Origin of the sequence: Streptomyces sp. NPDC002044 (assembly GCF_040296725.1) — a bacterium.
Lineage (GTDB): Bacteria > Actinomycetota > Actinomycetes > Streptomycetales > Streptomycetaceae > Streptomyces > Streptomyces antarcticus.
Genome location: NZ_JBEOXU010000006.1, coordinates 63,429 through 83,458 on the forward strand (window position 1 = coordinate 63,429; position 20,030 = coordinate 83,458).

The 20,030-nt window shown below is 74.1% G+C and carries 14 protein-coding genes; 6 read left to right on the forward strand and 8 right to left on the reverse strand.

The genetic code is table 11. The features are described 5' to 3' along the window. Positions 1-120 precede the first annotated feature (120 nt). Positions 121-2,526 carry an endopeptidase La gene (lon, locus tag ABT106_RS03110; protein WP_351271419.1) on the reverse strand — a complete coding sequence of 802 codons (2,406 nt, stop codon included), beginning with the start codon at positions 2,524-2,526 and terminating at the stop codon, positions 121-123. Between the two features lie 146 nt (positions 2,527-2,672). Next, positions 2,673-3,101 (reverse strand): nuclear transport factor 2 family protein, encoded by a 429-nt coding sequence (locus ABT106_RS03115; protein WP_351271422.1) that lies wholly within the window; start codon positions 3,099-3,101, stop codon positions 2,673-2,675. An 86-nt stretch (positions 3,102-3,187) separates the two neighbouring features. On the opposite strand from ABT106_RS03115, the gene ABT106_RS03120 reads away from it, so the two are divergent. Together ABT106_RS03120 and ABT106_RS03125 are read left to right on the forward strand one after the other, a co-directional pair. After that, positions 3,188-3,757, forward strand: a complete 570-nt coding sequence (locus ABT106_RS03120; RefSeq protein WP_351271425.1) for a PadR family transcriptional regulator — start codon at positions 3,188-3,190, stop codon at positions 3,755-3,757. Continuing rightward, the gene (locus ABT106_RS03125; protein ID WP_351271427.1) at positions 3,744-4,550 is read left to right on the forward strand and encodes an SGNH/GDSL hydrolase family protein; all 807 of its coding nucleotides are present in this window, start codon (positions 3,744-3,746) and stop codon (positions 4,548-4,550) included. Before ABT106_RS03120 ends, ABT106_RS03125 begins: the two co-directional genes overlap by 14 nt. Before the next feature lie 18 nt (positions 4,551-4,568). Here the strand turns inward: ABT106_RS03125 and ABT106_RS03130 are convergent, their stop codons facing one another. Continuing rightward, positions 4,569-5,324, reverse strand: coding sequence for a DUF4097 family beta strand repeat-containing protein (locus ABT106_RS03130; RefSeq protein ID WP_351271430.1), 756 nt, complete (start codon positions 5,322-5,324; stop codon positions 4,569-4,571). A gap of 105 nt (positions 5,325-5,429) precedes the next feature. Further along, on the reverse strand, positions 5,430-6,833 hold the full coding sequence (locus ABT106_RS03135; protein ID WP_351271433.1) for a glycosyltransferase family protein: 1,404 nt from the start codon (positions 6,831-6,833) through the stop codon (positions 5,430-5,432). A 37-nt stretch (positions 6,834-6,870) separates the two neighbouring features. Here ABT106_RS03135 and ABT106_RS03140 point away from each other — a divergent pair, with 37 nt between their 5' ends. From ABT106_RS03140 to ABT106_RS03155, 4 genes are all read left to right on the forward strand, one after another. Then, a complete protein-coding gene (locus ABT106_RS03140; protein ID WP_351271436.1) occupies positions 6,871-7,446 on the forward strand; it encodes a hypothetical protein in 576 nt (191 codons plus the stop codon). A 220-nt stretch (positions 7,447-7,666) separates the two neighbouring features. Beyond that, positions 7,667-8,407: a response regulator transcription factor gene (locus ABT106_RS03145; RefSeq protein WP_351271439.1), complete on the forward strand. Its 741-nt coding sequence runs from the start codon at positions 7,667-7,669 to the stop codon at positions 8,405-8,407. After that, positions 8,404-9,525, forward strand: coding sequence for a HAMP domain-containing sensor histidine kinase (locus ABT106_RS03150; RefSeq protein WP_502979182.1), 1,122 nt, complete (start codon positions 8,404-8,406; stop codon positions 9,523-9,525). Before ABT106_RS03145 ends, ABT106_RS03150 begins: the two co-directional genes overlap by 4 nt. 259 nt (positions 9,526-9,784) lie before the next feature. Further along, positions 9,785-13,675, forward strand: coding sequence for a multifunctional oxoglutarate decarboxylase/oxoglutarate dehydrogenase thiamine pyrophosphate-binding subunit/dihydrolipoyllysine-residue succinyltransferase subunit (locus ABT106_RS03155; protein WP_351271442.1), 3,891 nt, complete (start codon positions 9,785-9,787; stop codon positions 13,673-13,675). Positions 13,676-13,825: 150 nt separating this feature from the next. Here the strand turns inward: ABT106_RS03155 and fxsT are convergent, their stop codons facing one another. From fxsT to fxsA, 4 genes are all read right to left on the reverse strand, one after another. Then, positions 13,826-16,927 carry an FxSxx-COOH system tetratricopeptide repeat protein gene (gene fxsT / locus ABT106_RS03160; RefSeq protein WP_351271445.1) on the reverse strand — a complete coding sequence of 1,034 codons (3,102 nt, stop codon included), beginning with the start codon at positions 16,925-16,927 and terminating at the stop codon, positions 13,826-13,828. Between the two features lie 64 nt (positions 16,928-16,991). After that, entirely contained in the window at positions 16,992-18,302 is a 1,311-nt protein-coding gene (locus ABT106_RS03165) for an HEXXH motif domain-containing protein (protein ID WP_351271448.1), read from the reverse strand. Beyond that, on the reverse strand, positions 18,299-19,609 hold the full coding sequence (locus tag ABT106_RS03170; RefSeq protein WP_351271451.1) for an FxsB family cyclophane-forming radical SAM/SPASM peptide maturase: 1,311 nt from the start codon (positions 19,607-19,609) through the stop codon (positions 18,299-18,301). Before ABT106_RS03170 ends, ABT106_RS03165 begins: the two co-directional genes overlap by 4 nt. 159 nt (positions 19,610-19,768) lie before the next feature. Next, complete coding sequence (fxsA, locus tag ABT106_RS03175; protein ID WP_351271454.1) at positions 19,769-19,963, reverse strand: FxSxx-COOH cyclophane-containing RiPP peptide; 195 nt, start codon at positions 19,961-19,963, stop codon at positions 19,769-19,771. Between the last annotated feature and the right edge of the window lie 67 nt (positions 19,964-20,030).

The window sequence follows — 20,030 nt, forward strand, 5'->3', positions numbered from 1 at the left end:
GCTGGTGGGGTGGGCGCCCAGTATTTCGCAGCGGACGCACCGGCGGCCCGGGGCCCCGCCGCAGCGGGACCCCGGGCCGTCCGGGCGGCGCCGGTCAGGCGGCGCCGGTCAGGCAACCGGTCAGGCGACCGCCGTGACGGGTACCGCCGGGGCGGCCGCCCCGGCCAGGGCGATCTCCAGGACCTGCCGTACGTCCGTCACCGGGTGCACCTCCAGCCCTTCCAGCACCTCCGCCGGAACGTCGTCCAGGTCCGCCTCGTTCCGCTTCGGGATGATCACCGTGGTCAGCCCGGCCCGGTGCGCGGCCAGCAGCTTCTGCTTGACCCCGCCGATCGGCAGCACCCGCCCGGTCAGCGAGACCTCGCCGGTCATCGCCACGTCGGTGCGCACCTGGCGTCCGGAGAGCAGCGAGGCGAGCGCCGCCGTCATGGTGATGCCCGCGCTCGGCCCGTCCTTGGGCACCGCGCCCGCCGGGAAGTGGATGTGCACGCCCCGGTCCTTCAGGTCGGCCACCGGGAGTTCCAGTTCCGCGCCGTGCGAGCGCAGGAAGCTGAGCGCGATCTGCGCCGACTCCTTCATGACGTCGCCGAGCTGGCCGGTGAGCGTGAGCCCGGCGGCCCCCGTCTCGGGGTCGGCGAGCGAGGCTTCCACGAACAGCACGTCCCCGCCGGCGCCGGTGACCGCCAGGCCGGTGGCCACGCCGGGGACGGCGGTGCGCCGCTCGGACGGGTCCTGGGCGGACTCCGGTACGTGGTGCGGGCGCCCGATCAGCCCGCGCAGATCGCCGGCGCCGATGCTGAAGGGCAGTTCGCGCTCCCCCAGCTCGTGCTGGGAGGCCACCTTGCGCAGCAGCCGGGCGAGGGACCGCTCCAGGGTGCGCACGCCCGCCTCGCGGGTGTACTCCCCGGCGAGCCTGCGCAGCGCGTCCTCCTCCAGGACCACCTCGTCGGCGGCGAGCCCGGCCCGCTCCAGCTGGCGCGGGAGGAGGTGGTCGCGGGCGATGACGACCTTCTCGTCCTCGGTGTACCCGTCGAGCCGTACGAGTTCCATCCGGTCGGCCAGGGCCTCCGGGATGGACTCCAGGGCGTTGGCGGTGGCGAGGAAGACCACGTCGCTGAGGTCGAGCTCGACCTCCAGGTAGTGGTCGCGGAACGTGTGGTTCTGGGCGGGGTCCAGGACCTCCAGCAGGGCGGCCGCGGGGTCGCCGCGGAAGTCGGAGCCGACCTTGTCGATCTCGTCGAGGAGGATCACCGGGTTCATCGAGCCGGCCTCCTTGATGGCCCGTACGATCCGGCCCGGCAGGGCGCCGACGTAGGTCCGGCGGTGCCCGCGCACCTCCGCCTCGTCCCGTACGCCGCCGAGCGCTACCCGGACGAACGTGCGGCCCATGGCGTGCGCGACGGACTCCCCGAGGGAGGTCTTGCCGACGCCGGGCGGGCCGACGAGGGCGAGCACGGCGCCGCCGCGCCGGCCGCCGACGACGCCCATGCCGCGCTCGCCGCGCCGCTTGCGGACGGCCAGGTACTCGGTGATGCGGTCCTTCACGTCGCTCAGCCCGGCGTGCTCGGCGTCGAGGACGGCGCGGGCGCCGCGGATGTCGTACCGGTCCTCGGTCCGCTCGTTCCAGGGCAGTTCGAGGACGGTGTCCAGCCAGGTGCGGATCCAGGAGCCCTCGGGGCTCTGGTCGCTGGCCCGCTCCAGCTTCTCGACCTCCTTGAGCGCGGCCTCGCGGACCTTCCCGGGGAGGTCGGCGGCCTCGACGCGGGCACGGTAGTCGTCGGACTCGGCCCCGTCCTCCTCGCCGTTCAGCTCGCGCAGTTCCTTGCGCACGGCTTCCAGCTGGCGCCGGAGCAGGAACTCGCGCTGCTGCTTGTCGACCCCGTCCTGGACGTCCTTGGCGATGGACTCGGCGACGTCCTGCTCGGCGAGGTGGTCGCCGAGCGTCCTGACGGCGAGGCGGAGGCGGGCGACGGGGTCGGCCGTCTCCAGCAGTTCCACCTTCTGGGCCAGGGTCAGGAAGGGCGAGTAGCCGGAATTGTCCGCGAGGGCGGAGACGCCCTCGATCTGCTGGACCCGGTCCACGACCTGCCAGGCCCCGCGCTTCCTGAGCCAGCTCGTGGCGAGGGCCTTGTACTCCTTGACGAGCTCGGCGACGTGCCCGGGCAGCGGCTCGGGCACGTCCTCGCCGACGGTCTCGCCCTCGACCCAGAGCGCCGCCCCCGGCCCGGTGGTCCCGGCCCCGATGCGGACCCGCTCGCGGCCGCGGATGAGCGCCCCGGGGTCGCCGTCGGAGAGCCGTCCCACCTGCTCGACGGTCCCGAGCACCCCGGTCCCCGCGTACGTCCCGTCGATCCGCGGCACGAGCAGCACCCGGGGCTTCCCCCCGCCCGCCGCGGCCTGGGCCGCTTCCACGGCTCCCCGCACCTCGGCGTCGGACAGGTCCAGCGGAACGACCATCGCTGGCAGTACGACCTCGTCGTCGAGCGGCAGTACGGGCAGGGTGAGCGTTTCGGACGTCGAAGCCATGATCTTCCCTCCGGCAGTGAAGTTGAGCTATGCCGACTCAATGCACGTGAGCCCCGCAATGTTCCCCCCATCCCGTTCGCCTCGGGCGAACGGGATGTCACCCGAGGTGACGGCCGGTGCCGGGCCGGCCGGGGGAACGAGGGCGGTCAGCTCGCGGGGCCGGGGACCGGGCCGTCGGCCTGGAGTCCCTTCAGGACCGCCGCGCCGAGGGTCTGGACGGCCGACAGGGGGCGCACCATCACCGTCAGCTCCTTGATCAGGCCCGCGGCGTCGAACTGGAACAGGTCCATGCCGTGGATCTCCTTGCCCTCGACCGTGGCCCGGAAGATCAGGATCTGCGACGGCGCCTCCTTGCCGTCGGAGGTCGTCTCGGCCGCGCCGTCGAGGCGGCCGACGTAGCGGAAGTCCTCGAAGGTGCGCAGCAGCACGCCGAGGAGCCCGAGGACCGCGGACCGCCCTTCGAAGGGGGTGAACTTCACCGGGCTGTACAGGCGGACGTCCTCGGTGAACAGCTCCGTCAGCGCGGCGAGGTCGCGCGTCTCGACGGCGGCGCGGAAGCGTGCGGCGGTTTCCATGGACCCTCCAGATACTCAAAAACATGACTAGTCTTGTTCATGAGTAGGATGCGGGTCCGGACGAGAGAGCGGAAGGGGGCGCCGCGGTGGCTTTGAGACACGCCGTACTGGCGGCTCTGCTGGGTGGCGACTTCAGCGGGTACGAACTGGCCAAGGAGTTCGGCCTCGGCGTCGCGAACTTCTGGCACGCCCAGCCCCAGCAGCTGTACGCCGAGCTGGCCAGGCTGGAGGCCGAGGGCATGGTCGTCGGCCGGCAGGTGGTCCAGGAGTCCCGGCCCAACAAGCGGCTGTTCCGCGTCACCGGCACGGGCCTCGCCGAGCTGGAGCGGTTCGCGGCGGTCCCCTCGAAGCCCTCCTTCATCCGCGACGACCTGCTGGTCAAGGTCCAGGCCGTCGACCGTCTCGGGACGGGGCCGGTGATCGAGCAGCTGGACGCGCGCGCGGCGGCCGCCGAGGCCAAGATCGAGCTGCTCTCCAAGCTGCTGGTCCGGCTGCGCGGCGACGCGGACGAGGAGGAGTTCCTGCGCCGCGGCCGGCCGATCGGCCCGTACCTGACCTGTCGGCGCGGCCTGGCCTTCGAGGAGGAGCACCGGGACTGGTGCCGGAGCACCGCGGCGGTCCTGCGGGAGCGGCAGGTGCCCGGTGCCGAGCACTGAGTACCCCGGATTCGGGCGCTACGTGGCCCTCGGCGACAGCCAGACCGAAGGGGTCGGAGACGGCGACGAGACCGCCGGCCTGCGCGGCTGGGCCGACCGGCTCGCGGAGCACCTCGCCGCCGCCGAACCCGGGCTGCGGTACGCGAACCTCGCGGTGCGCGGGCGCCTCGCCAAGCAGGTCCGCGCCGAGCAGCTGGCACCCGCCCTGGCCCTGCGGCCCGGTCTGGCCACCGTCGTCGCCGGGTTCAACGACCTGCTCCGGCCCCGGTTCGACCCGGCCGCGGTGACCGCGGACCTGGAGGCGGTGTTCGCCGCGCTCACGGCCTCCGGGGCCCGCGTGGCCACCCTCGCCTTCCCCGACATCGGCCGGATCGCGCCCATGGCCCGCCCGCTCGCGCCCCGCGTGGCCGACCTCAACGCCCGCGTCCGCGCCGCGGCGGCCCGGCACGGGGTGACGGTCGTCGAGACCGGCGGGTACGCCGTCAGCACCGACCCGCGGCTGTGGACGGCCGACCGGCTGCACGCCGGTCCGCTGGGCCACGAGCGGATCGCCGCGGCCGCCGCCCACGCGCTGGGCGTGCCCGGCAGCAGCGACGCCTGGACGCACCCGCTGCCGGACCGGGCGCTCCCCGGCGCCCCGGCGGCCGTGGCGGCCGAACTGCGCTGGGCGGCCGGGTTCCTGGGCCCCTGGGCCGTGCGCCGCCTGCGCGGCCGCTCCAGCGGCGACGGCCGGTCGGCGAAGCGCCCGCTGCTCCTGCCCGTGGCCACGCCGGGGGCCGGCCGGGAGGTGTGACACCCCCGGGCCGGATGGTCAGGGGGTGTGGCGGACGCGGACGTCGCCCGAGGTGGTCCTCGCCGCGAGGCCGGCGGTGGCCGAGGGGTCGTCGGGAACGGTGACGTCGCGGTCGCCCGAGGTGGTCGACACCGCGACCCGGTAGGGACCGGCGGGGACCGTGAGGGCGACGTTGCCCGAGGTGCTCTCGGCGCTGACCGAGCCCGGGGCCCGGGCGAAGTCCAGGCGGGCGTCGCCGGTGACCGAGCGGACCTCGGCGCTCGGCCCGGCCAGCCCGCCGGCGGTGATGTCGCCCGAGGACGTACGGACCTTCAGCGGGCCGGTGATCGCGTCGGCGCGCACGTCCCCCGAGACGGACTCGACGTCGGCGGCGGCCACACCCGTCACCGTGACGCGGCCGCTGCTGCCCTCGATCGTGACCGCGGCCGAGGCCGGTACCTCCAGGCGGTAGTCGACGGAGCAGTCGCGCGAGCAGCCGGAGGTGAAGGTCAGGACGCCGCCGGTCACCCGCTGGCCGACCTCCGGGGCGGCCGCCCCGCGGTAGTGGAGGGTGCGCCGCACGGCGACCCCGGGCCCCGTCCCGGTCGTGACCTCGACCGAACCGGACCGGACCCCGGTCAGCCGGACCGCCGTCACGGCCTCGGTGACCGTGGCGTCGGCGGCGACCGACGTACGGACCGCCTCTCCGAAGGTGCATCCGGCGAGCAGGAGCGCCGCGCCGAGGACGGCGACCGCGATGGGGACGAGGCGAACTGACGGGGTGTGAAGGGGCATGCCCCCATCGTCGGCGCCGGTGCGCCCCGGGCCGATGGTGCCGGTACCCGCACTCGGGGTGGGGCTAACCCCCCGCCGCGCCCCCCGCCCCGCCGCGCCGCGCCGTCAGGGCTCGCAGGTGCCCGGAGCCGCGTACACCGCGACGCGGGCGCCCCGGACCGGGGTGACCGAGCACAGGTCGAACCAGGCGGCCAGGGTCTGCCGCTTCACCGCCTCCCGCGGGTACGGGTCCACCGGCTCCCCGGCCGGGTCCAGCAGCACGATCACCCGGGGCGACGCGATGAGCGCCTCGCGGATCTCCACCGAGGGCAGTTCGGTGCCCTGGAGGCTGCGCGAGGCCGCCGGGGTGCGGTCCAGGGCCACGTCGCGCAGTCCCGCGTACGTCCCCGGCGAGGAGAGCAGCCATTCCCGGCGCCGCGACGGGAGGAACACCACCGCGTCGCCCGGCCGGGCCGCCTCGCGGACGGCCGCGGCCACCGCACGGGCGTCGTCCTTGCGGCTCTCGGGGGTCCGCAGCCACGCCGACCAGAGCGCGCACGGCACCAGGAGCGCGGCGGCCGCCGCCCAGGGCCACCGGCCCCGCACGGCCCCCCACCGGACCGGCGCCAGCCGGGCGCCGGCCAGCAGGGCGAGCCCGGCCAGGGAGTAGAGCACGTACCGGTCGACGTACCAGGGGTGCACCAGGGACACCGCCATCAGCACCCCCGGCGGCAGCAGCGCCAGCGGCACGGCCACCCGTACGAGGTCCCGCTCCGCGGCGCCGCGGGCCAGCAGCAGCACCGCGACCGCGAGCACCCCGTACGCCGTCCAGTCCTGCCAGGTGGGCCGCCCGAGCCAGCCGAGCTGCTGCTCCGCCTGCCGTGCGCTGACCAGCGCCAGCGGCAGCAGCAGGACCACGACGGCGCCGGCGGCCAGCCGCCAGCCGCGCGAGCGCCAGGCGGTGACGGCGTGGGCGGGCAGCGCCAGGAGCGCGAACTCGTGCAGCCAGCAGCCGGTCAGCAGCACCGCCGCGTAGGCCGTCCAGCGCCGGCCCAGCATCAGGTACGTCGCCCACACCACCGCGGCCGCGACCAGGGCGTACGAGCGCCCCTCCTGCGCGTACATCTGCACCGGCGGGAGCGCCGCGTACACCACTCCGGCGATCAGCGCCGCCCGCTCCCCCGCGAGCCGCCGGGCGAGCGCGGCCACCCCGGCGGCCGCGAGGGCGGTGGCGGCGACGGACGGCAGCCGCAGGGCCCACAGGCCGCCGTCCCAGGCGAGGAAGACCCCGTGCATCAGCAGGTAGTACAGCCCGTGGACGGCGTCCACCTGGCCCAGCAGCTCCCAGAGCCCGCCCAGCGGCCGGTGGGCCACCTGCCAGGTGACGGACTCGTCGCGCCACAGGCCGCCGCCGCGCTCCAGGCCCCAGAGGCCGAGGAGCAGGGCGGTCAGCGCGGGCACGACGCGCCAGGGCGCGATGCGGCGGATGGCGGCCTCCGGGAGCTGTCGGATCGGGTGCGGGGACTCCATACTCGGGGTTCGGCCCGAGTTCCCGCGGAGGTGGGGCATGCGAGCACGACGAACGGTGCCGGCGGCGGCCGCCGCGCTGCTGGGCGCGATGGTCCTGGGCGCGTGCGGTCCCTCCGGACCGGCCGCGCCCGGCTCCCCCTCCGGCGGGCCCGGTTCGCCGACCGCCGCGACCGGTCCGCCGACCGGTTCCGCGGCCCCCTCCCCGGGCGGTGCCACGCCCGGCCCGGCCGCGAGCTCCGGCACCGCGCCGGCCCCCAGCCGTACCGTCACCGCCTCGGAGACCCTGGTACGGGCCACGCGGTCCGGCGGTTTCGCCGGCCAGGCCCACACCCTGGTCGTCAAGGGCGACGGATCCTGGACCCGGGTGGACGCCCGGGCGAACCCGGAAGGCTCCGGACGGCTGGCTCCGGACCGGCTCGCCGCCCTGACCGCCGCGCTCCGCGAGGCGGACTTCGCCCGGCTGCCGAGGTTCTCGAAGAACGCGACCACGGTCTACGACGGGTTCGCCTTCACGGTCGCGCACGGGGGTCACGAGGTGGCCGCCGAGCAGGGGGCCGAGCCCCCGGCCCTCGCCAGGGTGCTGGAAGCGCTGCCCCCGTTCAGCGCGAACTGACGGAAGGTCCGGCCCGCCCGGGCGCCGCCCGCCACCACCGGAACAACCGGAACGCAGCCGTCCACGGGCCGGTCCCGCGAGGGCGGACGCACCCGGCACATTCCCCCTCCGACCAGCTCTTTCCGCACAAATGCCCTGTCCGAACCCCGCATAGCCGCAGGCCGGTGGCTCCTCTACGCTGCACCCCACCACGCAGATCTTCACGGGGCGGGACCGGGACATGGAACAGACGCACACCACGCACAACGGCGCATCGGCGACACCCGGCGCCCAGCGGCGCGTGCTCGTCGTCGAGGACGACCGCACCATCGCCGAGGCCATCGCGGCCCGGCTCCGGGCCGAGGGCTTCCAGGTGCAGACGGCCGCGGACGGCCCGGCGGCCGTCGCCGCGGCCGAGAGCTGGCTGCCCGAGCTGCTGGTCTTGGACATCATGCTGCCCGGCTTCGACGGGCTGGAGGTCTGCCGGCGGGTCCAGGCCCAGCGGCCGGTCCCGGTCCTGATGCTCACCGCCCGGGACGACGAGACGGACCTGCTGGTCGGTCTCGGGGTCGGCGCGGACGACTACATGACCAAGCCGTTCTCGATGCGCGAGCTCGCCGCCCGCGTCCACGTCCTGCTGCGCCGCGTGGAACGCGCCACCCTCGCCGCGCACGCCCCGCGCGGGGCCACGCTGCGGCTGGGCGACCTGGAGATCGACCACGCGCAGCGCCGGGTCCGGGTGCAGGCCGAGGACGTGCACCTGACGCCGACCGAGTTCGACCTGCTGGTGTGCCTGGCCGGCACCCCGCGCGCGGTGCTCTCGCGGGAGCAGCTGCTGGCGGAGGTGTGGGACTGGGCCGACGCGTCCGGGACCCGTACGGTCGACAGCCACATCAAGGCCCTGCGCCGCAAGATCGGCGCGGAGCGCATCCGTACGGTCCACGGCGTCGGGTACGCCCTGGAGACCCCGGCGCAGGCGTGAGCGCCCCGCCCGGGAGGCCGCGGCAGCGTGCGAGGCAGCGGCCGCGCCCGCGTCCCGCCGGGGGGCTGCGGCCCTTCTCGCCCTTCTCCATCAAGACGAAGCTGGGCACCCTCGTGGTGGTCTCGGTGTTCATCACCACGGGCCTGCTGATGGTGGCGCTGCGCACCGACACGGAACTGCGGTTCATCACGGTCTTCTCGGTGATCGCCTCGATGCTGATCACCCAGTTCGTGGCGCACAGCCTGACGGCGCCGCTCGACGACATGACGACGGTGGCCCGGGCCATCTCCCGCGGCGATTACACGCGCCGGGTCCGCGGGGCGGGCCGCCGCGACGAACTGGGCGACCTGGCCTCCACGATCAACCTGATGGCCGACGACCTGGAGGCCGTGGACCGGCACCGCAAGGAGCTCGTAGCCAACGTCTCGCACGAGCTGCGCACGCCCATCGCGGCGCTGCGGGCGGTGCTGGAGAACGTGGTGGACGGGGTCTCGGCGGCCGACCCGGAGACCATGCGGACGGCCCTGAAGCAGACCGAGCGCCTGGGCCGGCTGGTGGAGACCCTGCTGGACCTGTCCCGGGTGGACAACGGGGTGGTGCCGCTGCGGGCCCGCCGCTTCGAGGTGTGGCCGTACCTGTCGGGGGTGCTGAAGGAGTCCGGGCTGGCGGCGGCCGGCCGGCCGGGCCTGTCCTCCGGCTCCGGCGGGCACACCCGCAACGACGTGCACCTGCACCTGGACGTCTTCCCGTCCGAGCTGGCGGCGTACGCGGACGCCGAGCGGCTGCACCAGGTGGTGGCGAACCTGATCGACAACGCGGTCAAGCACAGCCCCGCCCACGGCCGGGTCACGGTCCGCGCCCGCGCCGGTGACGCGCCCGGGAGCCTGGCGCTGGAGGTGCGGGACGAGGGCCCGGGCATCCCGGAGGCGGAGCGCCACCGGGTCTTCGAGCGGTTCAACCGGGGCAGTGCCCGGGGCGGCGACGGCGGGACCGGGCTGGGCCTGGCCATCGCCCGATGGGCCGTGGAACTGCACGGCGGGCGCATCGGAGTGGCCGAATCGTCACGGGGATGCCGCATCCTCGTCACGCTTCCGGGCAGCTCGCAGGCGCCGTGTTGACGTAGGGTTCGAGTGGGAAGGACATGATCTCGGCCACATCCAGCCGGGGTCCGTCAGGGGTGCGAAGCCATGGGGGCCGCAACCTGGGTGCCCCCTACCCGAACCACGCTTGTTTCCCGCCATTCAGGGCGGCGAAACCCGCCGTTCGATGTGACCTACGCGACGGATGTCCCGCCCGGTCTGCATGTCGCCCCCCAGGAGGCGTAGCCTTTATTCCCGCTGTCCATACCTTGTGAAGCGGAAGAGGGCGGTTGCCGCCGTGTCGCCACAGTCCCCCAGTAACTCGAGCACCACGACCGAAGCAGCAGAGGGCGGGAAGACCCCTGCCACGAGCTTCGGTGCCAATGAGTGGCTCGTCGACGAGATCTATCAGCAGTACCTCCAGGACCCGAACTCGGTCGACCGGGCCTGGTGGGACTTCTTCGCGGACTACAAGCCCGGGGGCGCCGTCGCGCCCGTGAAGGCCGAAGAGCCGAAGAGTTCCCCGACGACGGACGGCGCCTCCGCACAGGCCGCCCCCGCCGTCGCCGCGGCCCCGCGGGCCGCCGACGCCGCCACGGGGGCGGCGCCCGCCGCCGCCGCGCCGACCTCAGCCCCCGCGCCCACGGCCGTGCCAGCTCCTGCCCCTGCTCCTGCCACCCCCTCTGGTGCCCCTGCTGTGACTGTCACCTCCCAGGCCCCGGCCGCCGCACCGGCCGCGCCCTCCTCCCCGGCTCCGGCTCCGGCCGCCCCTTCCGCCGCAGCCCCCAAGGCGGCCGCGCCCACCGCCGAGGCCCCCGCGGGCCCCGAGCTGGTGACGCTCCGCGGCCCGTCCGCCGCCGTCGTCAAGAACATGAACGCCTCCCTGGAGGTGCCGACGGCCACGTCCGTCCGCGCCGTCCCGGTGAAGCTGCTCTTCGACAACCGCATCGTCATCAACAACCACCTGAAGCGCGCCCGGGGCGGGAAGATCTCCTTCACCCACCTCATCGGCTACGCGATGGTGCAGGCCATCAAGGCCATGCCGACGATGAACTACTCCTTCACGGAGAAGGACGGCAAGCCGACCCTGGTCAAGCCGGAGCACATCAACTTCGGCCTGGCGATCGACCTGGTGAAGCCGAACGGCGACCGCCAGCTCGTCGTCGCCGGCATCAAGAAGGCCGAGACGCTCAACTTCTTCGAGTTCTGGATGGCGTACGAGGACATCGTGCGCCGCGCCCGCGTCGGCAAGCTGACGATGGACGACTTCACCGGCGTCACCGTCTCGCTGACCAACCCCGGCGGCCTGGGCACCGTGCACTCCGTGCCCCGCCTGATGCCCGGACAGTCGGTCATCATGGGCGTCGGCTCCATGGACTACCCCGCCGAGTTCCAGGGCACCTCGCAGGACACCCTGAACAAGCTGGGCATCTCCAAGGTCATGACCCTGACCTCGACCTACGACCACCGGGTCATCCAGGGCGCGGCCTCCGGCGAGTTCCTGCGGATCGTCGCGAACCTGCTGCTCGGCGAGAACGGCTTCTACGACGACGTCTTCGAGGCGCTGCGCATCCCGTACGAGCCGGTCCGCTGGAACCGGGACATCGACGCCTCGCACGACGACGACGTCACGAAGGCCGCCCGCGTCTTCGAGCTGATCCACTCCTACCGGGTCCGCGGCCACGTCATGGCCGACACCGACCCGTTGGAGTACAAGCAGCGCAAGCACCCCGACCTCGACATCACCGAGCACGGCCTCACCCTGTGGGACCTGGAGCGCGAGTTCGCGGTCGGCGGCTTCTCCGGCAAGTCGATGATGAAGCTCCGCGACATCCTCGGCGTGCTGCGCGACTCGTACTGCCGCACCACCGGCGTCGAGTTCATGCACATCCAGGACCCGAAGCAGCGCCGCTGGATCCAGGACCGCATCGAGCGTCCGCACACCAAGCCGGAGCGTGAGGAGCAGCTGCGCATCCTGCGCCGGCTGAACGCCGCCGAGGCCTTCGAGACCTTCCTGCAGACGAAGTACGTCGGCCAGAAGCGGTTCTCCCTGGAGGGCGGCGAGTCCGTCATCCCGCTGCTCGACGCCGTCATCGACTCGGCCGCCGAGGCCCGCCTCGAAGAGGTCGCGATCGGCATGGCCCACCGCGGCCGCCTGAACGTGCTGGCGAACATCGTCGGCAAGTCGTACGCGCAGATCTTCCGCGAGTTCGAGGGCAACCTCGACCCGAAGTCCATGCACGGCTCCGGCGACGTCAAGTACCACCTGGGCGCGAACGGCACGTTCACGGGCCTGGACGGCGAGCAGATCAAGGTCTCGCTCGTCGCGAACCCCTCGCACCTGGAGGCGGTGGACCCGGTCCTGGAGGGCGTGGTCCGCGCCAAGCAGGACATCATCAACAAGGGCGGCACGGACTTCACGGTCCTGCCCGTCGCCCTGCACGGCGACGCGGCCTTCGCGGGCCAGGGTGTGGTCGCCGAGACGCTGAACATGTCGCAGCTGCGCGGCTACCGCACCGGCGGCACCGTGCACGTGGTCATCAACAACCAGGTCGGCTTCACCGCCGCCCCGGAGTCCTCGCGTTCCTCGATGTACGCGACCGACGTGGCCCGCATGATCGAGGCGCCGATCTTCCACGTGAACGGCGACGACCCGGAGGCCGTGGTCCGCATCGCGCGGCTCGCCTTCGAGTTCCGTCAGGCGTTCAACAAGGACGTGGTCATCGACCTCATCTGCTACCGCCGCCGCGGGCACAACGAGTCCGACAACCCGGCGTTCACGCAGCCGCTGATGTACGACCTGATCGACAAGAAGCGCTCGGTGCGCAAGCTGTACACCGAGTCCCTCATCGGTCGCGGCGACATCACCCTGGAAGAGGCCGAGCAGGCGCTCCAGGACTTCCAGGGCCAGCTGGAGAAGGTCTTCGCGGAGGTCCGCGAGGCCGCCACGCAGCCCGCGCTCAGCGCGCCGGCCCCGGTGGTGCAGCCGCAGTTCCCGGTGGTCGTGAACACCGCGATCTCGCAGGAGGCGGTCAAGCGGATCGCCGAGTCGCAGGTCAACATCCCGGAGCACGTCACCGTGCACCCGCGTCTGCTGCCGCAGCTGCAGCGCCGCGCGTCGATGATCGACGAGGGGACCATCGACTGGGGCATGGGCGAGACCCTGGCCTTCGGTTCGCTGCTGATGGAGGGCACTCCGGTCCGGCTGTCCGGCCAGGACTCCCGCCGCGGCACGTTCGGCCAGCGCCACGCGGTCCTGATCGACCGGGAGACCGGCGAGGACTACACCCCGCTGCAGTACCTGGCGGACGACCAGGCGCGCTACAACGTCTACGACTCGCTGCTCTCCGAGTACGCGGCCATGGGCTTCGAGTACGGCTACTCGCTGGCCCGCCCCGAGGCGCTGGTCCTCTGGGAGGCCCAGTTCGGTGACTTCGTCAACGGCGCGCAGACCGTCGTCGACGAGTTCATCTCCTCGGCCGAGCAGAAGTGGGGCCAGACGTCCGGCGTCACGCTGCTGCTGCCGCACGGCTACGAGGGCCAGGGCCCGGACCACTCGTCCGCGCGTCCCGAGCGCTTCCTCCAGATGTGCGCGCAGGACAACATGACGGTCGCGATGCCGACCCTGCCGTCGAACTACTTCCACCTGCTGCGCTGGCAGGTCCACAACCCGCACCACAAGCCGCTCATCGTCTTCACCCCGAAGTCGATGCTGCGTCTGAAGGCGGCGGCGTCGAAGGCGGAGGAGTTCACGACCGGTTCGTTCCGTCCGGTCATCGGTGACGCCACCGTCGACCCGAACGCGGTGCGCAAGGTCGTCTTCTGCGCCGGCAAGGTCTACTACGACCTGGAGGCCGAGCGGGAGAAGCGCGGCATCACGGACACGGCGATCGTCCGCATCGAGCGGCTGTACCCGCTGGCGGGTGCGGAGCTCCAGGCGGAGATCGCCAAGTTCCCGAACGCGGCGAAGTACATCTGGGCGCAGGAGGAGCCGGCGAACCAGGGTGCGTGGCCGTTCATCGCGCTGAACCTGATCGACCACCTCGACCTGGCGGTCGGCGCGGACGTCCCGGCGGGCGAGCGCCTGCGGCGCATCTCCCGCCCGCACGGCTCGTCCCCGGCGGTGGGCTCGGCCAAGCGGCACCAGGCGGAGCAGCAGCTGCTGCTGAACGAGGTCTTCGAGGCCTAGCCACTGCGCGGCTCAGCGATACGGAAGGCCCGGCCCCCTCAGGGGACCGGGCCTTCCGCTTTCAGCCTCGCCCGGCCACATCCGGCTCAGCCGGGGCACATCCAGCCTCGCCGGCGTTTGAGGCGCGGGGTCCGGGACGGAGCCCCGGGGCTACGGCTGGGGTTCGAAGTCCCAGTAGGGGCGGGTCTGCTGCTTCGCGGAGACCGTGTGGACGTGCTGCGGCCCCAGCACGCGGGTCAGCGCCCGGATGCCCGCCTCCTCGTGCTTTCCGGCCTCGACGTCCTCCCGTACCGACCGCAGGTCCGCCGCCAGGCCGATCTGCGCGCTCAGCGTCATGGGGTGGTCGGGGCCCAGGACCCGCTCGGCGGTCCGCAGGGTCTCCCGGCTGAGGTCGAGCGCGTCCTCCAGGCGGCCGGTGATGTTGCGGTGCCCGGTGGCGTTGAGGGCGCAGCCCAGGGTCCAGGGGTGGCGGTCGCCGAGCGCCCCCCGCATCCCGGCGAGGGCCTGCTCGGCGAGGTTCAGGGCCTCGGCGCGCTCGCCCTGTGCGCGCAGGACGAGCCCGAGGTTGCCGACGGTGCCGATGCTGTACGGGTGGGCGAGGCCGAGCTGCGTCTGGTAGCCGCGCACGACGTCCTCGGAGATCCGGCGGGCTTCGCCGATGTCCCCGTACTCGCGGAGGTAGGTGGCGTAGTCGGAGGCCACCATCAGGGTCCACGGGTAGTCGACGCCGAAGACGCGCGTCGCCCGTTCCCACACGGTCCGCAGCCGCAGCCCGGCGCCGGTGATGTCGCCGGAGCGGCGCAGGCACATGCCGAGGTTGTGTTCGGCGCGCAGGGTCTGCGGGTGGCCGAGGCCGAGGACCTGGGTGTTGAGCTTGACCCCCTGTTCCTGCCGGGTCTGCGCCTCCCGGTAGCGGCCCATCAGGCGCAGGCCCATCGCGCAGGCGATCCCGGAGGACAGGGTGGAGATGTGCTGGGGCCGCAGGATGCGTTCGCGGCGGCGCAGGGTGTCCAGGTCGAGGTCGTACGCGTCCTGGTAGCGGCCCAGCAGCCGGTAGGTGGCGGCCAGGTTGTTCTGGGCGCCGAGGGTGGTGGAGTCGTCCTCGCCGAGCAGGTCGCGGTAGGTGGCGAGGCAGTGCTCGAAGATCTGGCGGGCCGGTTCGAACTTGGCGATGCACAGCAGGACGCCGCCGTACGCGCTGACGGCGCGCAGGGTCTCCAGGTCGCGTTCGCCGCGCTCCTCGGTGAGCCGGTCGGAGACGGCCTTGGTGAGGGTCTCGGCGCGGCGGAACAGGCCGAGGTTGCGCAGGGCTCCGCCGTACTGGTAGCTCAGCTCGCGGACCTTGGGGTGGTCCTCGCCGAGCTGGGCGCGCCAGGCCCGGTCGGTCTCCTCGGACAGCCGCAGGCAGGTGCGGTACTCCCCGGCGAGGAGCAGGTAGCGCAGGCAGTGCAGCAGGAAGTTCTGGATGCGCGGGTTGCCGCTGGCGAGCACGCCGGAGGTGGACAGGTGGGGGACGAGTTCGGCGTAGCGGGGCCAGAGCCGGGAGTCGGAGGGGCGGCCGGGGTCGGCTGCGGCGAGGACCTGGCGGACGGCGCGGGCGAGGGGTCCGGCCTCGTCCTCGGAGAGGTTGGCGCGGACGATGCCGTGGACCATGCGGTGCAGCTGGACGGTCTCCAGGCCGCCGCCGCCGTCCTCCACGGGCAGGTCGGAGTATTCCAGGCGGACGACGGAGAACTGGACGAGCTTGTTGAGGGCGGCGTTCCAGCGGATCTGGTCGTTGATGAGCCCGGCGAGCTGTTCGGGGGCGTCCTCGACGGGGAACTCGCGCAGCAGCCGCAGCGGTACCGGGCCGGGGGCGAAGAACACGAACAGCCGGAGCAGGGCGAGGGCGTCGGGGAAGTTCTCCCGGACGTTGTTGAGGAGTATCGCCAGGGCGGTCGGGAAGGGCACCGGGTAGTCGTCGGAGACGAGGACGGCCTCGCGGGAGTCCAGCCGGCGCTGGAGCAGGTCCAGGTAGTCGCCCACGGTCAGCGGGGAGTCGGCGAGCCAGCCGGCGGTCTGGTCGAGGGCGAGGGGGTAGTCCTCCAGGGCCTCGGCGAGCTGGTCGGCCTCCTGGGCGGTGAGCCGCAGGGCCCGGCGGCGGATGAAGGTGACGGACTCGGGCCGGGCGTAGAGCGGGACTTCGACGAGGCTGGTGTGCCGGGTCGCCCATTCCCGGTTGCGGGAGGTGATGATGACGTCGCCCGCGCCGGAGGGCAGCAGGTCGGTGAGGTCGTCGGGGTTGTCGCAGCCGTCGAAGACGAGCAGCCAGCGGTGGTACGGGGTGCCGCGGCGCAGGGCTTCGAGGACGGCCCGGATCTGCTCGCCGTAGCTGCCGGCGCCGCGCGGCAGCCCGAGGGCCGGGGCCAGGTCGGCGAGGCGCTCGCGCAGGGTGGGCCGGTCCTCGGCGGGGACCCACCAGACGACGTCGTACTCGGAGGCGAAGCGGTAGGCGTACTCGGTGGCGACCTGCGTCTTGCCGACCCCGGACAGTCCCAGGAGGGTGACGGTGGAGGCGCCGGGCGGGGCCTCGGTGAGGGCCGCGCGCAGGGTGCCGATGACGTCGTTGCGGCCGGTGAAGCGGGGGTTGCGGCGCGGGATCCGGCCCCAGATCTCGGGCGGGTCGTTGGGGAAGCGGGGGCCGCGGCGGCCGGTCTCGGTGCCGATGCGGTCGGTGGGCAGCTCCAGGCGGCGCAGCACGCGGTACTCGGCCTCGTACGCGTCGAGGCCCCACAGGTCGGTCTTCTCCAGGACGGCGACGGCGCTGGGCAGCGGGGCGTCGGTGAGGCAGACGGCGGCGAACCGGTCGGGGTGGCGGTCGGTGACTGCGCGCAGGGCGGTGTTCCACTCCTCGTCGGCGTGGGTGCCTGCGGAGAAGTAGCGCTCGCTCAGGACCAGGAGGACCCGGCTGCCGGAGCGGGCGAGGTCGTCGAGCGCGGGGGCGAGGCCGGGGCTGTTCTGGGGGTCCCAGCGCTGGAGGGCGACGCGGTGGCCGTGCTCCTCCAGGCGGTGGGCGATCCACACCGCCCAGGGGCGGTTGAAGCCCGCGAAGCTGATGACGAAGCGCTGCGGCTGGCCCGGGAGCGCGGTCGGATGCTGGCCCGGGAGCTGACTTTGGTGCTGGCCCGGGTGCTGGCCCGGGTGGGGATTCTGGTGCGGGTGTTGCTGCTGCTGCGCTGCCGCGTCGCGATCCTGCCGACTACCGGTGGTCATACGGCCGTCTCCCTGGAATCCGGGCAGTGGACGGGGTTGAAACGGTACCGCAGCGGACGATTCGTCAGCCTCGTGCGAACGGCGCGAGTTCGGGGTGTTCCTCGCACCAGGCGCGGCGCTCGCGGTCGACGGCCCGGCGGGCGGTGGCGTGCTGGTCCCCGGGCGGCGGCAGGTCGTCCATGGCCCGCTCGGCGTCCTCCATCGCCTCGGTGAACTCCCGCCCGGCGGACGTCAGTTGCGGGTGGGCCCGCAGGACGGGCAGGACGGCGGCGACCTGCGCCCGGATGCGGGCGTGCTGGGCCCACGCCCCGCGGGCGCCGTAGAGGGCGGCCCGCTGCCAGTACCCGGCCAGGGCCAGGTGGGCGTAGGCCCCGTGCAGGAGCCCCTCCAGCGGCCGGGGGTCGGCCCGCCAGGGGGCCCAGTGCCGGGGCGTGCGGTCGGCGGTGTGCAGGGTCAGCACGTCGGCCAGGGCGGTGAGCTTCCCGTGCTGCACCTCGTGGACGAGGGTGGCGGCCAGCGCGGGCGGGGCCTGCGCCCGCGCCAGTACGGATCCCGCGGCCGCGGGGTGGGTGGCGCCGCTGGAGCGGGAGCCGCCGGCCAGCGGGACGACGGAGCGCAGCAGCTGGACGGTCTCCCCCGCGCGGAGGGTGTCGTACCGGTGGAGCAGGGTGAGGGCGCCGGACCACTGGGTGTCCCACCGCTTGTGGCCCTTGGGGGTGAGCCGCCGGGCGGCGCGCACGGGCGCCGGGTGCTCGGGGCCCGGCGCCCGGTAGGGGTCGAGGTCATCGAGGGCGGTGCCGCCGCCGGGCAGGGTGTGCAGGGGCAGCGTGCCGGGGTCCGCGGGGTCCCAGGAGCCCTCCGTGAGGGTGATCGGGCCGGGGCGGGACGGGCGCAGCAGGCCGAGCGTGGGCAGCACGAGGCGGCCGTGCACGGGCCGCAGGGTGGTGGCGAAGGCGACCCCGGCGCGCAGGGCCGCGGCGGCGGCCAGGGCGCCGAGGTGGCCGAGGTCGGCGGCGGGCCCGTACGGGTCGTGCAGGCGGCGCAGGGTCTCCTCGGCCCACACCCCGGTGGCCGGGTAGTGCACGACGTCCCGCGCGGCGCCCGGGTCCTTGCGCTCGGCCTCCTCCAGCAGGGCCCAGTGGTCGGCGGCCTCCCCGGCCCGCCCGCCGGGGGCGGCGTCGAGGACGCCGCGCAGCAGGACGAGGCGCTTGGAGCGGCGGATGTCGCGGATCAGGCGGGTGCCCTCCGTGGAGGGCTCGGTCGACGCGAGGGCGCGCAGGGTCCGGGAGGGGACCTCGAACGGGGCGAACGGGGCGAACGGGGTGCGGGGGGTGAGGGGGTCGAGAGGGGCGAGGGGGTCGAGGGGGTCGTTCACGACGCGGCCGCCGGGCGGGGGCCGGCCGCGGACCGGGCGGTCGCGGCGCCGAGGGCGGCGGCGACGTGCCGGATCAGGACCTTGAGGTCGGCGCAGTACACGGACGGCTGCCGGAAGCCCTCGCCCGCCAGGTAGCGGTGCGGGTAGTGCCCGCCGCCGCACACCTCCACCAGCTCGCAGGACCGGCATCCGGGGGCGAGCGCCTCCCGCCCGAGCTGGCGGGCGGCGAGCCCGGGGTGGTCGAGGAGCTGGTCGAAGCTGTGCGCGTCGAGGGTCATCCCGGTGGCGGCGGCGCCCTCGTAGGCGGATTTCAGCGAGTCGGCCTGTTCGATGGAGCCGTCGGTCTCGATGACGGCGGTGGTGGCGGGTGCGAGTCCGAGGGTCTCGGTGGCCGCGGGCAGACCGAGGAGGAGGGCGATGACCTCCTCGAAGATCCGGATCCGGGTCCGCCGCTCCCCGTCGTGCCACCAGCGCTCGAAGACGGCGAGCAGCCAGTCGGCGTACGGGGTGCGGCCGGGGCTCCGGCCCGGCGGCGGGGAGCTGTGGTGGGCGAGCGGGAGCAGCAGCCCGAGGGCGGGCGGGGCGTAGCCGAGCAGTGACTCGTACGTCTCCACGGGGTCCTGGGCGAGGTCGACGACGCAGAGCACCCCCGCGTAGCTGTCGGGGTGCCGGGACAGCAGCCGCAGCCCGCGGGTCGCGGCGGCGAAGCCGGGGCGACCCGCGCGGTCCACGCGCCGGGCGTTGTGGGCGGGCAGCCCCCCGTCGAGGCTGACGCCGACCCGGATGCCCGCGGCGGCCAGGGCGGCGAGCCGGCCGCGGGTGAGGAGCGTGCCGTTGGTCTGCACGGTGGCGGTGACCCGGGTGCACGGGGAGCTGCGGGCCACGGCCGCCCGTACGGCGTCGACGGGCTCGGCCAGCCGGGCGGGCGAGGTGAGCAGCGGCTCGCCGCCGTGCAGGACGAGGTCCACGTGGGCCAGGCCGTGGGCGGCGGCGTGCTCGGCGATCCGCTCGGCGGCGCGGGCCGCGGTGGCCGGGGCCATGACGGCGGGCTGGCCGCGCCAGCCCTGGTCGGCCATCTCGTAGACGTAGCAGTAGGTGCAGGCGAGGTTGCAGCGGCTGCGGGTCTTGAGCACGAACTGACGGATCGGGTACGGGCGGTGGCCGGCGGCGCGCAGCGCGGGGACGTCGAGGCGGGCGTAGGGCCAGGGTGCGTGACGGGTGTGGCGCGCGTGGAGGGCGGTGAGGGCGTGGAGGGCCTGGTTCCGGCGTGGGGGCGGCAGCGCGTCGCTCGTGATCGTTTGCCTCATCGCCTGTACCTCCCGCTGCGCACGGTCCATCCCTGCCCTTCGGAGGGTCCCGGCTAACGGCGGAAAGTGGTCAACTGCGCCGACGGGTGCGGGGGGTGACGGGGCGGGGCGGCCGGGCGGGGGCCGCGGCCGGGACGGGGGCGTGCACGGCGCCGGGAGTCACACCACGCCGGAGTCGAAGGCGTTGAGGACCTCGGCCGGGTGGGTGACCCGCTCCACCATGCCCTCGATGACCGCGGCGAGCACCGGATGGTCGATGCCCCGCAGCGCGGCCAGATCGAGCCCCGAGAGGTCCGGGAGCCGCCGCCCGGGACACGCACGGGCCGCGGGTGGTTCCTGACGTTGAGTCACCATGGGCCGGGTTTCCCCCTGTTGCCTCGGACGTACGGCGGTCCACTGCCCTTTCCCCTCCCCCGGCGCA

What these genes read in the sequence shown, in the direction of transcription:
- ABT106_RS03135 (WP_351271433.1), bottom strand. Translation starts at nt 6,833, where the DNA reads ATGGAGTCCCCGCACCCGATCCGACAGCTCCCGGAGGCCGCCATCCGC.
- ABT106_RS03145 (WP_351271439.1), top strand. Translation starts at nt 7,667, where the DNA reads ATGGAACAGACGCACACCACGCACAACGGCGCATCGGCGACACCCGGC.
- ABT106_RS03115 (WP_351271422.1), bottom strand. Translation starts at nt 3,101, where the DNA reads ATGGAAACCGCCGCACGCTTCCGCGCCGCCGTCGAGACGCGCGACCTC.
- fxsT (WP_351271445.1), bottom strand. Translation starts at nt 16,927, where the DNA reads ATGACCACCGGTAGTCGGCAGGATCGCGACGCGGCAGCGCAGCAGCAG.
- lon (WP_351271419.1), bottom strand. Translation starts at nt 2,526, where the DNA reads ATGGCTTCGACGTCCGAAACGCTCACCCTGCCCGTACTGCCGCTCGAC.
- fxsA (WP_351271454.1), bottom strand. Translation starts at nt 19,963, where the DNA reads ATGGTGACTCAACGTCAGGAACCACCCGCGGCCCGTGCGTGTCCCGGG.
- ABT106_RS03130 (WP_351271430.1), bottom strand. Translation starts at nt 5,324, where the DNA reads ATGCCCCTTCACACCCCGTCAGTTCGCCTCGTCCCCATCGCGGTCGCC.
- ABT106_RS03170 (WP_351271451.1), bottom strand. Translation starts at nt 19,609, where the DNA reads ATGAGGCAAACGATCACGAGCGACGCGCTGCCGCCCCCACGCCGGAAC.
- ABT106_RS03140 (WP_351271436.1), top strand. Translation starts at nt 6,871, where the DNA reads ATGCGAGCACGACGAACGGTGCCGGCGGCGGCCGCCGCGCTGCTGGGC.